The organism is Eikenella corrodens (assembly GCF_900187105.1).
In the GTDB taxonomy this organism is placed as follows: Bacteria; Pseudomonadota; Gammaproteobacteria; order Burkholderiales; family Neisseriaceae; genus Eikenella; species Eikenella corrodens.
In genome coordinates this window covers 1630355-1646860 of record NZ_LT906482.1, presented here as the reverse complement: position 1 = coordinate 1646860, position 16506 = coordinate 1630355, and the positions used below count along the sequence as shown (strand labels likewise).

The window sequence follows — 16506 nt, the reverse complement described above, 5'->3', positions numbered from 1 at the left end:
TATATCTTGTTCTCATCAGCAGCAAAGGTCTATAGAAAGCCGAATTGACTTTTAATACAAGGCAGTGAGCCGCAGACAATACAGAAGTATGGCAAGGTGAACCAACGCAATAGCGAAAGTTAAGTTGGTTCGCTACACCTGAAACCCGCCTGCTGCGTTTTTTAACTGCGCTTTAGCTTCGCAGAAACTCACTTCGTTCGCTTTAACTGCGTTGAAGCTCACGCTTTCAGGTAGCCTATCCCATGCCTGCCGATTACAATAGCCTTTTCCCCTGACAACAAAACACCAGCCCGCCATGAACCCACACCTATCCCAACTCCAGCCCTACCCCTTCGCCCGCCTGCGCGAAGCGATGCAAGGCGTGAGCGCGCCCGAGGGCGTTGTGCCCGTGCCGCTGCAAATCGGCGAGCCCAAACACCCCGCCCCCGCTGTGATTACCGACGCGCTCACCGCCGCCCTGCCGCGCCTCGATGCCTATCCGCAAACCGCAGGCCTGCCCGAACTGCGCCAGGCCTGCGCCGGCTTCCTGCAACACCGCTATGGCCTCGCGCTCGATCCAGATAGCGAAATCCTGCCCGTGCTGGGCAGCCGCGAAGCCCTGTTTTCCTTCGTACAGGCGGCGCTGGGCGGCAACGAGCAGGAAAAGCCCGTGGTGGTGTGCCCCAATCCGTTTTATCAGATTTACGAAGGCGCCGCGCTCCTGGCCGGTGCGGAAACTGCGTTTGCCAACTGCCGCGCCCCACACTTCAAGCCCGATTGGGGCAGCATTCCTGAGACCGTGTGGCAGCGCGTGAAACTGGTATTCGTTTGTTCGCCGCACAACCCCTGCGGCAGTGTGATGCAAAAAGCCGACTGGGCAGAACTCTTTGAATTGCAAAGCCGCTACGGCTTCATCATCGCCGCCGACGAATGCTATTCCGAAATTTATTTCGAAGGCGAGCCGCCCATCGGCTGCCTGCAGGCCGCTGCCGAATTGGGGCGCGATTTCAGCAAGCTGGTGATGTTCACCAGCCTCTCCAAACGCTCCAACGTGCCCGGCCTGCGCTCCGGCTTTGTGGCCGGCGATGCCGCGCTGCTCAAAGATTTCCTGCTCTACCGCACCTACCACGGCAGCGCCATGGGCATTCCCGTGCAGATGGCCAGTATCGCCGCCTGGAACGATGAAACGCATGTGTTGGAAAACCGCCGCCTGTATCAGGAAAAATTCGCCCGCGTGCTGCCGATTCTGGCGCAGGGCTTTGAGGTAACGCGGCCGGACGCCTCGTTCTATATTTGGCTGCAAGCGCCGGATGGCAACGATTTGACCTTCGCCCGCACCCTGTGGCGCGAAGCCGCTATCCAAGTGCTGCCTGGCCGTTTTCTGGCACGCGACACCGCGCAAGGCAACCCCGGCGCTGGCTATGTGCGCATCGCGCTGGTCGCCCCCGTGGCCGACTGCGTGGCGGCAGCAGAGAAGATCGTGGCAATCCGCCGGCGTTGCTACCCATAGCATCAATAGGCTACCTGAAAGCGTGAGCTTCAACGCAGTTAAAACGAGCGAAGTGAGTTTCTGCGAAGCTAAAACGCCGCTTCAACGCAGTTCAAACCGTTTCTGCCTTTTCGCCCGTATCAATAAAGGCTACCTGAAAAACCACAATCTGGTTTCAGGTAGCCTTATCGCACCCATTAAGCCACGCTATCTCCTTATGCCAGCATAGCGGGCTAGCAACACTCAAAACCAGGCGGCACGCCGCAGACAGCACACACACAGCCAGCGAGCCAGCTCCGCAGTATCCTTATTTTAATTCACGATATAAGCCAAGCAGCCGCGGCAAATCAGTTATAATCCCGCTGTTTTAATCCCACGTTTCCGCTCCGGATTTTCGGTTATGAGTACACCCGATCCCGCCAAAACCCCGCTGTTGCGGCGGCCTTGGTTTGCCTTTTTCAGCTCCATGCGCTTTGCCGTGGCGCTGCTCTCGCTGCTCGCGCTCGCTTCGGTGATCGGCACGGTGTTGCAGCAAAATCAGGCTGAGGTGGCTTATGTGGTGGAATTCGGGCCGTTCTGGCATCAGATTTTCCGCTTCCTCGGCTTGTATGATGTGTATTCCGCGCCGTGGTTTGTGGCTATTTTGGCATTTTTGATGCTCTCCACCGGCCTGTGCCTGTGGCGCAACATCCCGCCTTTCCTGCGCGAAATGAAAAGCTTCCGCCTGAGCGCCTCTGCCCGCTCGCTGGCCGCCATGAAACACAGCACCCTGCTCGCTGCCGCACCCGCCCCCGAAATTGCCGAACGCTACCTGAAAGTTTCCGGCTTCGCCGTGCAAAGCCGGCAGCGCGAAGACGGCAGCTTCATCATTGCGGCAAAAAAAGGCAGCCTCAACAAATGGGGCTACATCTTCGCCCACGCCGCCATCATCGTGATTTGCCTGGGCGGCCTCATCGACAGCAATCTGCCGATTAAGCTAGCCATGTTTTCAGGTAGCCTCCAGCCCAATAAAACTGCCCAGTTCTCCAACGATTTCGGCAAAGAAAGCCGCTTGGGCAGCAATACCTTATCGTTTCGCGGCAATGTAAACATCCGTGAAGGGCAAACCGTGCAGGAAGTGTTCCTCGACACGGGCGACGGGCTCTTGGTGCAGGAATTGCCGTTTAACGTAACCCTCAAGCAATTTCATGTGGATTACTACGAAAACGGCATGCCGAAAAACTTTGCCAGCGATTTAATCGTTACCGACCGGCAAAGCGGCCAAACCTACACCCCCACCGTGAAAGTGAATCATCCCTTCACCCTGCACGGCATCTCGCTCTATCAGGCCAGCTTCGGCGACGGCGGCTCCAGTCTCACCTTCCGCGCCTGGAACTTGGGCACGCCCTCCGCCGCCAGCACAGAACTCAAAGCCGCCTCGCTCAGCGCTTTCCCGCTGCACCTGGGCCAAAATCAAACTCAACAATACACGCTCGAATTCACCGAACTGCGCCCGCTGAACGTGGAAGACGAAGAGCAAACCGATAACGCCGCCTCGCAGCCGGCCAATCTGCGCCACCGCCTCAACGAGGCGCGCAGCGTGCAGCAGTCCGATGCCCTGCGCAATGTCGGCCCCACCATCACCTTCCGCCTGCGCGACCAGGCCGGCCAGGCGCGCGAATATGTCAACTACATGCTGCCCCTGCGGCGCGGCGGTGATTTCTACTTCGCCACCGGCGAGCGCAGCAGCAACAGCGAAGACTACCGCTGGCTGATGATTCCCGCCGATAAAAACGGCAAGCCCGACACCTTCATGCACCTGCGCACCGTGCTGCTCCAGCCCGAGCTGCGCGAAGCTGTGCTCGACCGCGCCGTGGCCGATATGCCCGAGCCCTCCAAAGCCCGCTTCCGCGAGGCCTTAGGCAATATTCTGGAGTTGTTCGCCCGCGAAGGCTATGTGGGCATCAACCAATTCGTGGAAAATAAAATCCCCGCTGCCGAACAAGATCGGATGCGTGAATTGTTCTACCAAATGCTGTTCGGCGCGGGCAATATCGCCCTCGAACAAGCGCTGTCCGAACAAGGGCTGGACTGGCCGCAGAGCGAAGAGCGCAACCGTTTCCTCATCAACAGCTTCGATGCCTACACCGGCCTCACCCGCTTCAGCTCACCGGTGTTGCTGCAATTAAACGGCTACAACGAAGTGAAATCCTCCGGCCTGCAGATGACCCGCTCGCCCGGCCAAGGCCTGGTGTATCTCGGCTCTGTACTGCTGATTTTAGGCACGGCGCTTATGTTTTACCTACGCGAACAACGCGCCTGGCTGCTGTATGACCACGGCCAAGCCCGCTTCGCCATGAGCTCTGCCCGCCTCAAACGGCAGCTGGAACCGATTTTCGCCACACACACACAACACCTCACGCGCCTGGCGCAGGAACTGAACCATGACCAACCCTAACACGCCCGATGCCCTGTCGCAAAAACAGGCAGCCAGTGCCCCACACCGGCTGCCGCAGCACGAGCTTTTGCAGGAGCAGCGTTTCTGGAAGCTGCTTTCTGTAGCCGACTGGCTGTTTGCCGCCCTGATGATGGCCATTGCCGCTGCGGTGCAGATTCTGCTGCCGCACCGCATGGACATATATGAAGTGTGCATTTTATGGCTCAGCGCCGCCGCCGCCGTGTGGCTGGGCTGGTTTTACAAACCGCTGCGCCTGCTGATTCCGTTGTGCATCGCCCTGGCCTATGCCGCCACCGTGCTCTATGCCGGGCAGATGGCCAACGGCGAACGCTTCCTGCTGCGCTATTTCTTGGCCAGCCAATCGGCTATCGGCTGGCTGTGCGCCCTAGTGCCGATGGCCTGGCTGTGCTACGCGCTCGGTTTGCTCGTCGGTAACAAACAGACGGAAACAAACAGCACGCACGCCATGCCCATGCTGCTGCGCATCGCCCGCTACCTGGCTTGGGCGGGCGCTGCCATTGGGCTCACCGGCATGCTGGTGCGTTGGCATGAGAGCTATCTGCTCACCCCCGGCAACGGCCATATCCCGCTGTCGAACCTGTATGAAGTGTTCATCCTATTTATTGTCATCACGGCCTTGATGTTTCTGTATTACGAAGGCAAGTTCCGCCTACATCGGCTGGGGGTGTTTGTGTACACCCTGCAGCTGATTTTAGTCGGCTTCGTGCTGTGGTATACCTTCAGCTACAACGCCCAGCAAATCCGGCCGCTGATTCCCGCCCTGCAATCGTGGTGGATGAAGCTGCATGTGCCGGCCAATTTCATCGGCTACGGTGCATTTTGCTTGGCCGCCTTCCTCGGTGTGGCCGAATTGATGAAACTGCGCCGCCCCTCGTTGCGGCTACCTGAAGCCGAAGTGATTGAAGAAGCCATGTATCAAGCCATCGCCATCGGTTTCCTCTTCTTCACCGTAGCCACCGTGCTCGGCGCGCTGTGGGCAGCCGATGCCTGGGGGCGTTATTGGAGCTGGGATCCGAAAGAAAACTGGGCGCTGGTGGTGTGGCTCAACTACGCAGCCTGGCTGCATATCCGCCTGGTGCGCGGCTGGGGTGGCAAGCCCTTAGCGTGGTGGGCGATTATCGGCTTCTTCATCACTGCTTTTGCCTTCGTCGGCGTAAATATGTTTTTGGGCGGGCTGCATTCTTATGGCGGGCTGTAAACCGCAAAAAGGCTACCTGAAAGCGCAGCTTCAGGTAGCCTGAATATATAGAGGGATTCATAAAGGGGCTGACGTAGATTAGCCCTAAATTCCACACCACTCCCGCAGGATTTTAAGCTGCTGGGACGGTGTGCCGAAGTTAAATCGAAATTCGCATTCTTTCAAGAACAGCGGGAAGGATTTGCGATCGATTCCGTTATATTTACGTAAGATGCGTTTTGCCTGATTCCAAAAATTCTCAATGCCGTTAATGTGGTTCTGGCGGTCTGCAAATTCCTTGGAATGGTTGATGCGGTGATGGATGAAACCGCTCACGTCCAACTTGTCGTAGCTGCTCAGACTATCGGTATAAACAATGCTGTCCGGCATGATTTTCTTTTTGATGACAGGGAGTAACGTTTCAGACTTGGCATTATCCACCACAACAGTATAGACCCGTCCGTTGCGTTTCAGAATGCCAAAGACAACCACTTTTCCTGCAGCACCGCGACCACGTCTGCCTTTACGCCGTCCGCCGAAATAGCTTTCGTCTAACTCGACGGGGCCCTCGAAAACCTCATCGGTAGCCAAGGCCAAATGATGGCTGATGACCATACGGATTTTGCGGTAGAACAGAATGGCGGAGTTGGGCTGAATGTCTAAAATATCGGCAGCGGAACGGGCGGTAACTTGGAGTACAAAAAATTCAAGTAGTTTCTTTTGAACTCTCTTGCTTAATTTACAATTGGTTATCTGCATTTTTGTAGACTAGCATGACTGCTAATCTACGTCAGCCCCTTCATAAAACCACTGTGGAACACCCAGTAGCATCAAGAATCCCTCCATGAGAACTAAGTACATCTTTATTCATGCACAGCTATGAGCCACAAGCAATACATAAGTGTGGCAAGACACACCAATATTGAAAGAATCGAAGTGCTTTAGCCATAAAAAAAGCCCCGCTTTTGCGGGGCTTTTGCTTGGTCTCAAACCGCCAAATTATTTGGCAGCGCTGGCAGCAGCTTCAACAGCAGCAGTAGCTTGAGAAGCAGCACCTTCAACGGCAGCAGTAGCCTCAGAAGCAGCAGTAGTAGCCATTGCTGCAGCATCAGAAGTCATAGCTGCAGCATCAGAAGCCATAGCTGCAGCATCAGAAGCCATTGCAGCAGCTTCAGAAGCAGCGGAAGCGGCAGAAGCATCAGAAGCGGCAGGAGCCGGAGCAGAACCACCACAAGCAGCCAAGAACAAAGACATCAGGGCAGCGGCCAATAAAGATTTTTTCATGTCGAATTACCTCTAACAAAGTTCAAGTTATAACTTAAAAAATTCCCTATCTGCAGACCTCTAGCCGTCTCACAGATAAATTCCAATCAAGAATTGCCGCGTATTATCCGCTGTTTGGTGGCAGCTGGCAATTAAACTGCCTACTCTACTTACCGCACGCAAGCATCTGCCGCCAAAATCGTTCTTATCTAATGCTCTGGGCAAACAATACTATTAATTAACGAATGCCGCCCCGATAAGAATAGTGTTCTACCCCAATCAGAAAAAATAATATATTTTTCATACCAATACTGGCTAAAACCAACTCTCTCCCGCCTCATTACCATACCTTCCCCCTATCTGCAAATTACACACAATTAACCAAAATTAACCTGTGCGAAAAAACAACAAGGTCTATCCCCGCCTGCATTAGCCGACATTTTCCCGCAATATTTCATCTGAGGTGTATGTCAATCCGCCCATACGCATGAAACCCGCACTCTACCCAAGCACATACCACCATTTACTGCCCTAGCAAGCCAATGCCATAGCGAAAGCCAATTTGATTTGCGATAAAATACAGCCTTTGATTTTTCAGGTAGCCTTCTATCATGCTCGTTCTCGGCATCGAATCCTCCTGCGACGAAACCGGCGTGGCGCTCTACAGCACCGAACACGGCCTCATCGGTAACCAGCTGCATACCCAAATGGCCATGCATGCCGAATACGGCGGCGTGGTGCCCGAGCTGGCCAGCCGCGACCACATCCGCCGCCTCGTGCCGCTCACCCAAGCCTGCCTGCACGAAGCCGGCAAAAACTACGCCGACATCGATGCCGTCGCCTACACCCAAGGCCCCGGCCTTGGCGGCGCACTTCTGGCCGGCAGCGCCTATGCCAACGCGCTCGCCTTTTCGCTGGGCAAACCCGTGATCCCCGTACACCACCTCGAAGGCCACCTGCTCTCCCCTCTGTTAGCCGAAGAGAAGCCCGACTTTCCCTTCGTTGCCCTGCTCGTATCCGGCGGCCACACCCAATTCATGGCCGTGCGCGGCATCGGCGACTACGAACTGCTCGGCGAAAGCGTGGACGACGCCGCCGGCGAAGCCTTCGATAAAACCGCCAAACTGCTCGGCCTGCCCTACCCCGGCGGCGCAAAACTTTCCGAATTGGCCAAGCTCGGCCGTCCCGATGCCTTTACCTTTCCCCGCCCCATGCTGCATTCGCGCGATTTGCAGATGAGCTTCTCCGGCCTCAAAACCGCCGTTCTCACTGCTGTGCAAAACGTGCGTGCCGAACATGGCGGCAGCCTGCCGGACACCATCCGCAACGATATCTGCCGCGCGTTCCAAGACGCCGTGGTGGATGTACTGCTGGCCAAATCCCGCCAAGCCCTGCTGCACACCGGCTACCGTATCCTTGTGGTGGCCGGCGGCGTGGGTGCCAACTGGAAACTGCGTGCCGAACTCGCCACGCTGCAAGTACGCCCCAACCCCAAAGCCAAGCCCGAAGCCGTATGCACTTATTTCCCGCCGCTGCCGCTGTGTACCGACAATGGCGCCATGATTGCCTTCGCCGGCGCCATGCACCTGCAACAGGCGCAGCCCGCCACCGGCTTCAATGTGCGCCCGCGCTGGCCGCTAGCGGAAATCGTGCGGTAAAACTTCGCATACCTATTTTCAGGTAGCCTTGATGCAATCCGGCAAAGACTACCTGAAAAACATTTAAGGGCTGCTCCAAGCCTTTGGAACAGCCCTTTATGTACCGCCATCCGGCACAGCCGCTAATCGAAATCCCATTTCTTATCCAACACCACTTTTCCATAAACCATTCAAAACTATCGGCCACCAGCTCCGTGTACATTTCGCCGTATATCAGCCAAATACTGTGACTTTCCGAATGGGAAAACAACGTGCCACTATCACAGTAGCCGAAAAGGAATGTTGTGCGCAGCACCTCAATCAGTAGCAGTTTGTTCACGCTCACCCATCCAACTCCGCCAAATAACATCTTTAAGTTAAGTTGATTTGCTATAGAGGCAGCGCCGGACGATGGCATGCAGCCTTTACACTTTTCAGGTAGCCCGCCCCTTGTCCCGCAACCCTGCTTTCTTGTATCCTTCGCCCTTCCTGTTAAAAATTGCAAAAAACCATCATGACAGCTTTACAAAGATTCAGCCGCTTCATCGGCAACACTTTTGCCCTGTGGGCAGCACTATTTGCCATGGCCGGCTTCTTGGCGCCTTCCCTCTTCACCAGCTTTATCGCTCCCTACATCCCTTGGCTTTTGGGCATCATCATGTTCGGCATGGGGCTCACCCTTGCCCCCTCCGACTTCAAAATCCTCGGCCAACACCCCAAAGCCGTGCTCATCGGCGTGGTGGCGCAGTTTGTGATTATGCCTACCACTGCCTACCTGCTCTCGCTCGCCCTTAATCTGCCGCCCGAAGTGGCCATCGGCGTGGTGTTGGTGGGCGCCTGCCCCGGCGGCACCGCCTCCAACGTGATGACCTTTCTTGCACGCGGCAATGTGGCGCTCTCGGTGGCCGTTACCTCCATCAGCACCCTGCTCGCGCCCCTGCTCACCCCGGCGGTATTCTTCCTGTTTGCCAACCAATGGATCGACGTTTCCGCCACCACAATGCTGGTATCCATTTTGCAAATGGTGCTGCTGCCCATCGTGCTGGGCGTGGTGGCGCACACCCTGTTCCGTAAGCAAACCGCCGCCGCCATCGATGTGCTGCCGCTGATTTCCGTGCTTGCCATCGTGCTGATTATCGGCGCCGTGGTGGCCGGCAGCCGCGCGCAGATTATCGAAACCGGCCTATTGATTTTCGGCGTAGTGGTGCTGCACAACGCCATCGGCTATGCCTTAGGCTTCCTCGCCGCCAAACTCTTCGGCCTGCCCTACGACGCGCAAAAAACCCTCGCCATCGAAGTGGGCATGCAAAACTCCGGCCTCGGCGCGGCACTGGCCAAAGCCCACTTCGCCATGATGCCGCTAGTGGCCGTGCCCAGCGCCATCTTCAGCGTGTGGCACAACATTTCCGGCTCCCTCCTTGCCTCCTATTGGGCCACCAAGGCCGAAAAACAGGCACAGGCCGCGCAAAAAGAAAATACCGCTGCCAAGTAAGCCACTCCGGCTGATTACAGCAAAAGGCTACCTGAAATTTTCAGGTAGCCTTTTGGCTCTCCACATCTAACTCACTCCCTCGTTATCAATCAGGCTTCTTAACAACTTATATGCAAACGGTTGGGTCTATCCCCCTCTGCTGGCACAGCCGAACTGAGCACAGTTTTTCGGGGAACAAGGGCTTGCATGCCCGAAGCGGCGTAGCCGCAAGTTGCGAGCCCGCCCGAAAAACTGTGCAGAGTGAGGGAAGTTTAGCGAAGCTAAACCTGTGCCCGCAGTCGCCTTTCTTTTGCTTCCTTTTCTTTGGCGAAGCAAAGAAAAGGAAGTGCCTGCACCGGCATAAAGCGCAAAGGCGAACAGGACATAAATGGAAAAGGCTACCTGAAATTTGGTAAGCCGCAAGAAACACTGCTTATACCATATGAACACAAAGCATTATGCGATTAAGGTTTTGAGAGAAGCCTTTTTGTAGAGCGCCCAAGCACACCGCCGAATCTGATACAATCCGCACTTTTCCCGCCAACTGCCGCCCGGCTCACCGCTATGACCCAACACACCGCCCGCAAACGCTTCGGGCAGAACTTTCTGCAAGATTCCCGCATCATTGCCGATATCGTCCAGGCCGTGCGGCCGCAGCCCGCCGATACCGTAGTGGAAATCGGCCCCGGCCTCGGCGCGATTACCGAGCCCCTGGCCGCCAAGCTCGATTGCCTGCATGTGTGCGAAATCGACCGCGACATCATAGGCTACCTGAAAACCCGGCCCTATGCCGGTAAACTCGTTATCCACGAAGGCGATGTATTGCAATTCGATTTCTCCAGCGTGCCCGGGCGCAAAAAAATCGTCGGCAACCTGCCCTACAACATCTCCACCCCGCTGCTGTTCCACCTCAGCCGCTATGCCGACGAAGTGGAAGACATGCACTTCATGCTGCAAAAAGAAGTGGTGGAACGCATGGTGGCCGAGCCCGGCAGCAACGATTTCGGCCGCTTGAGCGTGATGCTGCAATACTTCTTTGAAATGGAAAAACTGCTCGACGTACCGCCCGAGGCCTTTTCCCCCGCACCCAAAGTCGATTCCGCCGTGGTGCGGCTGATTCCGGCCAAATACCGCATCGGGCAGGCGCAGGATTTCGAGCAATTCGCCGCCCTGGTGAAACAAGCCTTCCACCAGCGCCGCAAAACCATCCGCAACAACCTCAAAGGTCTGGCCGACGACAATGATTTGCAGGCTGCCGGCATCAGCCCGCAAGAACGCGCCGAACATATCGCACCCGAAAAATATGTAGCCTTGGCCAACCTGTTAGCCCAAAAGGCCAGCTAAAACACAATCCCGCCCCGCGCCGATTGTTCCAACCGACAACCCAGCCGTTCCGGAAATAGAAAATGATTAAATTTAAAAACGTAAACAAATGGTTTAAAGAACTGCACGTTCTGAGCGACATCAACCTCGAAGTGAAAAAAGGCGAAGTAGTGGTGGTGTGCGGCCCCTCCGGCAGCGGCAAATCCACCCTCATCCGCACCGTAAACCAGCTCGAGCAAATCCAAAGCGGCGAAATTTGGGTGGACGGCGTAGACGTGGCCAGCCCCGCCACCGACCTGAACAAAATCCGTGCCGAAGTGGGCTTCGTGTTCCAGCATTTCAACCTTTATCCGCATTTGAGCGTGCTGGAAAACATCGTGCTCTCGCCGATAAAAGTGAAAAAACAAAGCCGTGCCCAGGCCGAAGAAAAAGCGCTGCAACTCTTGGAGCGCGTGGGCCTGGCGCACAAAAAAGACGCCATGCCCGGCGAGCTTTCCGGCGGCCAGCAGCAGCGCGTGGCCATCGCCCGCGGCCTGGCCATGGAGCCGCAAGTGATGCTGTTTGACGAGCCCACCTCCGCGCTCGATCCGGAAATGGTAGGCGAAGTGCTCAAAGTGATGAAAGACTTGGCCGAAAGCGGCATGACCATGATGTGCGTGACCCACGAAATGGGCTTCGCCCGCGAAGTGGCCGACCGGATTATCTTTGTGGATCAGGGCAAAATCGTGGAAGTGGACACGCCGGAAGTGTTCTTCACCAACCCGAGCAGCGAGCGGGCGAAGCAGTTTTTGAAACAGGTGATGAAGGCTTAATTACCTAATTTGAAAAGTTATAGTGAATTAAATTTAAACCAGTACAGCGTTGCCTCGCCTTGCCGTACTATTTGTACTGTCTGCGGCTCGTCGCCTTGTCCTGATTTTTGTTAATTCACTATAAAAAGGCTACCTGAAAACCGCTGGGCGGATTTTCAGGTAGCCTTTTTTGCGTTGGGCTACACGCTGAAATATTGGAATATAAAGGCCGGCTCTTGGCCGTTTAAATAATATTCGCCCACGATATAGCCGATGTGTTGCGCCTCGCCCTCTTCATACAGATTGGCTTCCACGCCCACGGATTCTTCTTCGCTTTCCGGCTCCGCTTCCTTATCCTCTTCCTCCTCTTCATCATCGCTCAAATCGCCGAAGATGCTCAGGCCGGTGCTGCCGCATTCAAACTTATCCATCTCCTCCAGGGGAAAAAGACGTAGCTTGGTTTTGTCTTCAATGAAATCCAGCATTTCATCAATTTCTTCCAAAAACCCGCCGTGAATATCAAATTGCTCGGCCAAGGTTTGGGTGTCTTGCCGCTTGTAGGCATCTAAAAATGCTGCAATGGCTTGGTAAATTTCGGTTTTCAGTTTTAACGGATACATAGCTGCTACTCCACCGATGGAAGATGGATGCCGCTGCGGGCGTGAGGCTACCTGAAGCTCCCGGCTGGGTGGAAACTTCGCGGTGCTGCGTTTTAGCGAAACTTCCTTCGCTCGTTTTAGCTTCGCAGAAACTCACTTCGTTCGTTTTAACTGCGTTGAAGCTCACGCTTTCAGGTAGCCTTTTCTGTATTCAAACGGCAACGGGAAACGTGCTACTTTAAGCCCACGGCTCTTGGTTCACCTGTGTTTCGTAATCTGCCGGTTCTTCGGCTTCGGGTACGGCGGCGAAGCCTTCGGCGGTTTGGCGGTACACGGCGGCGCGGTAGGGGAAGCGCTCGATGATGGCGGCAATCGCGGCATCGAGCTCGGCTTTGGTTTCCCACACTTGGCCGCAGTCGTCGCACATAAACAGCGAGCCGTCTTCGTGGTCGAGCTGGGTTACCCAGCCGGTGCAATGCGGCAGCGGGCAGCGGATTTTGAAGGCTTGGTTCATGATTGGGTTTCCTTGTGTTGTTAGTTAGCGGTTTTCAGGTAGCCTTATGGGCGGCTACCGGATTGTTTATAAAAGATATGGCTTGCTGCAGTTTTCAGGTAGCCTGCGGCGGGAACAGTTTGCCGGGATTAAACAGGTTATGCGGGTCGAGCTGTTTCTTAATGGCACGCATCAGCTCGATTTCCACGGGGCTGCGCACACTGGGCAGCCAGTGGTTTTTCACTTGGCCGATGCCGTGTTCGGCGGCAATCGTGCCCTGGCAGGCCAGGGTGTGTTGGTAGACGATGCGGTTGATGCCGTCTTCGTATTCGTAGGCCTGGTTACTTCGGATATGCGGCAGGAAGGTGTTGAAATGCAGGCTGCCGTCGCCAAGGTGGCCGAATACGATGATTTCGATGCCCTCATAGGCCTGCTTGAGCGCGGCGGAGGCGTTGGCCACCAATTCGGCCACGCGGGCAATGGGTACGGCGATGTCGTGTTTGATGCTGGCACCGAGCGCTTTTTGCGCGGCGGAGATGTCTTCGCGCAGCCGCCACAATTCGGCGCGTTCGCCCTCCGACTGCGCCAGCACGGCGTTTTCCCAGCCGTGTTCAAACAAGAATCCGGCCAAATCGTCGGCCAATTCGGGGCGTGGCAGGCTGTCGTTCAATTCGAGCAAGATGTGCCACTCGGCATCAATCGGCGGGCTGAGATGGCTGTAGGCGGCGGAGAGGGCAAGCGCGGGGCGGCTCACCAGCTCGAAGCTGCACAGCCGCTCGGCAAAACGGCCTTGGATGTGGGTAAGCAGGCGCACGGCTTCTTCAATGCTGTCTAAGCCAACCCAGGCGGTAGCGGTGGTTTGCGGCGGGGAGAAGAGCTTAAGCGTGGCGGCGGTGATGATGCCGAGCGTGCCTTCGCTGCCGATAAAGAGCTGGCGGATGTCGTAGCCGGTGGTGTTTTTGTGCAGCGGGGCGAGATGGGAGAGCAGGCTGCCGTCGGGCAGCACCACTTCCAGCCCGAGCACCAAATCACGCGTGGTGCCGTAACGCACCACGTTCAGCCCGCCGGCGTTGCAGGCGATGTTGCCGCCGATTTGGCAGGAGCCTTCGCTGGCCAGGCTGAGCGGAAACAACCGCCCGGCTTGGGCCGCGGCTTCTTGCACGTTTTGCAGAATTGCGCCAGCTTCTACGGTGATGGCGTTGTCGGCCAGGCTGAGGCTGCGGATGCGGTTGAGCCGCGAGAGATTGAGCAAAATGCCGCCGTTTGGCACGGCCGCGCCGCACAGGCCGGTGTTGCCGCCCTGCGGGGTAATCGGCACGCGGTGTTCGGCACACCAGCGCACCAACTTCTGCACGTTTTCCACGCTGTCGGGCATCACGGCGGCTGCCGCCTGGCCAATGTAGCGGCCGCGCCGGTCGGCGAGCAGCGGGGCGGGGTCGGCAATGATTTCGCGTTCGCTGAGCAAGGCGCGCAGGGCTTGCGGAATATGGGCGGGGTTCATTTGAGGCTACCTGAAAGATTGGAATGGACGGTATTGTAGCGGCAAGACGGGGGTTTCAGGTAGCCTTCAGCCGCCGGCAGGCTACCTGAAAACCGAATATCGAATATTGCTTAAAAGTAATTTTTCATCCCCCCAATCTAACTTTACTTTTCCAACCAAGCGCCGTATAGTTGCCCGAGTTTACTACCCACACCACTAGGAATCGCTATATGAACAATACCCTGCAAAATCCCGTAAGCTGGTTTGCCCTCAATGCGCAAGACTTAGCACGTGCCGCCCGCTTCTACGAAACCGTGTTCGGCCTGCCTCTGCAAGAAGTGCCCGGCAAAGATCCGCAACGCCAAATGTATCTGTTCACCCCCGCCTGGGAACAATATGGCATCGGCGGCATGCTCTGGCACGACCCCGCTGCACAACCCTCCGGCCACGGCGGCATCACCGTGTTTTTCAACTGCGCCGACTGCACCGAAACAGCCCGTGCCGCCGAAGCGGCCGGCGGCAAACTACTCACCGCCAAATTTCCCATTGCCAACGGTTTTGCCGCCTTTATCGAAGACAGCGAAGGCAACCGCATCGGCCTGCATTCGCCCGCTTAAAATTTCAGGTAGCCCATGCCCAGCCCCATCAATATTACCGAACTGCGCCGCCGCAACCTGCGCGAATGGATTAACCGCCTGCACCAAGGCCGGCAGATTGATTTCGTCTCTGCCACCGGCATCAACCAGGGCGAACTCTCCGCCCTGTTGAAAAACAAGCCTTTCGGCGAGCGCAAAGCCCGCAAAATCGAACACAGCGCCGGCATGCCCGCGCTGTGGCTCGACACCGACCACAGTTCACCCGCATCCGCCCCGCAACCCACCCACAGGAATACCCGTCCCATGTCCACCCCCATTTCCACCATCCCCGAAATCCTGGCCGACCTCAAAGCTGGTAAAATGGTCATCATCACCGATGCCGAAGACCGCGAAAACGAAGGCGACCTGCTCATGGCCGCCCAATTCGTTACCCCCGAAGCCATCAACTTCATGATCAAACACGCCCGCGGCCTCGTGTGCCTACCCATGGCCGAAGAGCTGGTGGACAAACTCAAACTCCCCCTCATGACCCAACACAACGGCGCGCAATACGGCACCAACTTCACCGTATCCATCGAAGCCGCCCACGGCATTTCCACCGGAATTTCCGCCGCCGACCGCGCGCTGACCATCCAAACCGCCGTTTCCCCCGCCGCCCGGCCGGAAGACATCGTCCAGCCCGGCCACATCTTCCCCCTGCGCGCCCAAAAAGGCGGCGTATTGGTGCGCGCCGGCCACACCGAAGCCGGCGTCGATTTAGCCCAAATGTGCGGCCTCATCCCCGCCGCCGTTATCTGCGAAATCATCAATGACGACGGCACCATGGCGCGCATGCCCGAACTCACCGAATTCGCCCGGCAGCACGGCCTCAAAATCGGCACCATCACCGACCTCATCGAATACCGCAGCCGCACCGAAACCCTGCTTGAAGAAATGGGCAGCAGCCCCATCCATACACCCTGGGGCGACTTCCGCCAGCACGTTTATGTAGACAAACTCTCCGGCGAAACCCACCTCGCCTTAGTGAAAGGCAGCCCGCAGCCCGACACCGAAACCCTCGTGCGCGTACACGAGCCCTTCAGCGCCATGGATTTCCTGCAAACCAACCCCCGCCACTCCTGGCCGCTGCCGCGAGCCCTCGAGCGCATCCAAGCCGCCGAACACGGCGTAGCCATCCTGCTGCACCGCACCGAAGACGGCGCCGCCCTACTCGACCGCACCCTGCCCAAAGGCAAAAGCCAAACCCGCCAGTGGGACAGCAAAACCTACGGCATCGGCGCGCAAATCCTCGCCAACCTCCACGTGAAAAAAATGCGCGTACTCGGCCAGCCCTCCTCCCTCACCGGCCTCACCGGCTTCGGGCTGGAAGTAACAGGGTTTGAGAGCATGGAATAAAAGCGATTGCTGCCAATAAAGGCTACCTGAAAACGAACGAAGTGAGTTTCTGCGAAGCTAAAACGAACGAAGTGAGTTTCTGCGAAGCTAAAACGAACGCTAGTGAGTTTCTGCGAAGCTAAAACGAACGCTAGTGAGTTTCTGCGAAGCTAAAACGCAGCGCAGCCAAGTTCCTGCGAAGCTAAAACTTTCAGGTAGCCTTTGCTTACCCGCCAATTTATATGGTGATCGGCACATCATCAGCCCGTAGCAAGATGGCAATCTCTCGCTCATACAAAACCCTCCCCATTACTGTAAACCGTAGATCAGGCATTTATGTCCAATAGCCCTCAACCGAGAAACTTAAAATAAAGGC

The 16506-nt window shown here is 56.5% G+C and carries 14 protein-coding genes; 9 read left to right on the top strand and 5 right to left on the bottom strand.

Annotated elements, in window-relative coordinates; all coding sequences use genetic code 11:
- The first annotated feature begins 295 nt into the window (after positions 1 to 295).
- The 3 genes from dapC to ccsB all read left to right on the top strand — a co-directional run bounded on the left by dapC (position 296) and on the right by ccsB (position 5124).
- Entirely contained in the window at positions 296 to 1489 is a 1194-nt protein-coding gene (gene dapC / locus CKV94_RS08270; RefSeq protein WP_035579813.1) for a succinyldiaminopimelate transaminase, read from the top strand.
- A 379-nt stretch (positions 1490 to 1868) separates the two neighbouring features.
- Entirely contained in the window at positions 1869 to 3905 is a 2037-nt protein-coding gene (locus tag CKV94_RS08265; protein WP_003822157.1) for a cytochrome c biogenesis protein ResB, read from the top strand.
- Positions 3892 to 5124 (top strand): c-type cytochrome biogenesis protein CcsB, encoded by a 1233-nt coding sequence (gene ccsB / locus CKV94_RS08260; RefSeq protein ID WP_003822158.1) that lies wholly within the window; start codon positions 3892 to 3894, stop codon positions 5122 to 5124. Before CKV94_RS08265 ends, ccsB begins: the two co-directional genes overlap by 14 nt.
- An 84-nt stretch (positions 5125 to 5208) precedes the next feature.
- Here ccsB and CKV94_RS08255 read toward each other — a convergent pair whose 3' ends face one another.
- Positions 5209 to 5862 (bottom strand): IS1595 family transposase, encoded by a 654-nt coding sequence (locus CKV94_RS08255; protein WP_095114612.1) that lies wholly within the window; start codon positions 5860 to 5862, stop codon positions 5209 to 5211.
- A 240-nt stretch (positions 5863 to 6102) separates the two neighbouring features.
- The gene (locus CKV94_RS11200) at positions 6103 to 6387 is read right to left on the bottom strand and encodes a hypothetical protein (protein ID WP_003822159.1); all 285 of its coding nucleotides are present in this window, start codon (positions 6385 to 6387) and stop codon (positions 6103 to 6105) included.
- Between the two features lie 590 nt (positions 6388 to 6977).
- Between CKV94_RS11200 and tsaD the strand changes: the two genes are divergently transcribed.
- The 4 genes from tsaD to CKV94_RS08230 all read left to right on the top strand — a co-directional run bounded on the left by tsaD (position 6978) and on the right by CKV94_RS08230 (position 11609).
- Complete coding sequence (gene tsaD, locus CKV94_RS08250) at positions 6978 to 8024, top strand: tRNA (adenosine(37)-N6)-threonylcarbamoyltransferase complex transferase subunit TsaD (RefSeq protein WP_035579816.1); 1047 nt, start codon at positions 6978 to 6980, stop codon at positions 8022 to 8024.
- A gap of 493 nt (positions 8025 to 8517) precedes the next feature.
- Positions 8518 to 9495, top strand: coding sequence for a bile acid:sodium symporter family protein (locus tag CKV94_RS08240; protein ID WP_003822162.1), 978 nt, complete (start codon positions 8518 to 8520; stop codon positions 9493 to 9495).
- A 543-nt stretch (positions 9496 to 10038) separates the two neighbouring features.
- On the top strand, positions 10039 to 10818 hold the full coding sequence (rsmA, locus tag CKV94_RS08235; RefSeq protein WP_035579819.1) for a 16S rRNA (adenine(1518)-N(6)/adenine(1519)-N(6))-dimethyltransferase RsmA: 780 nt from the start codon (positions 10039 to 10041) through the stop codon (positions 10816 to 10818).
- 62 nt (positions 10819 to 10880) lie between these two features.
- Entirely contained in the window at positions 10881 to 11609 is a 729-nt protein-coding gene (locus tag CKV94_RS08230) for an amino acid ABC transporter ATP-binding protein (protein ID WP_003822169.1), read from the top strand.
- Between the two features lie 179 nt (positions 11610 to 11788).
- Here the strand turns inward: CKV94_RS08230 and CKV94_RS08225 are convergent, their stop codons facing one another.
- The 3 genes from CKV94_RS08225 to CKV94_RS08215 form a co-directional block, all read right to left on the bottom strand.
- Positions 11789 to 12208 carry a hypothetical protein gene (locus CKV94_RS08225; protein ID WP_003822170.1) on the bottom strand — a complete coding sequence of 140 codons (420 nt, stop codon included), beginning with the start codon at positions 12206 to 12208 and terminating at the stop codon, positions 11789 to 11791.
- Positions 12209 to 12425: 217 nt separating this feature from the next.
- On the bottom strand, positions 12426 to 12701 hold the full coding sequence (locus tag CKV94_RS08220) for a hypothetical protein (RefSeq protein ID WP_003822172.1): 276 nt from the start codon (positions 12699 to 12701) through the stop codon (positions 12426 to 12428).
- 94 nt (positions 12702 to 12795) lie between these two features.
- Complete coding sequence (locus CKV94_RS08215) at positions 12796 to 14181, bottom strand: FAD-binding oxidoreductase (RefSeq protein ID WP_003822173.1); 1386 nt, start codon at positions 14179 to 14181, stop codon at positions 12796 to 12798.
- 209 nt (positions 14182 to 14390) lie between these two features.
- Between CKV94_RS08215 and CKV94_RS08210 the strand changes: the two genes are divergently transcribed.
- Positions 14391 to 14777 (top strand): VOC family protein, encoded by a 387-nt coding sequence (locus tag CKV94_RS08210; protein ID WP_003822174.1) that lies wholly within the window; start codon positions 14391 to 14393, stop codon positions 14775 to 14777.
- Positions 14778 to 14792: 15 nt separating this feature from the next.
- Complete coding sequence (ribBA, locus tag CKV94_RS08205) at positions 14793 to 16151, top strand: bifunctional 3,4-dihydroxy-2-butanone-4-phosphate synthase/GTP cyclohydrolase II (RefSeq protein WP_003822176.1); 1359 nt, start codon at positions 14793 to 14795, stop codon at positions 16149 to 16151.
- Positions 16152 to 16506: the final 355 nt, after the last annotated feature.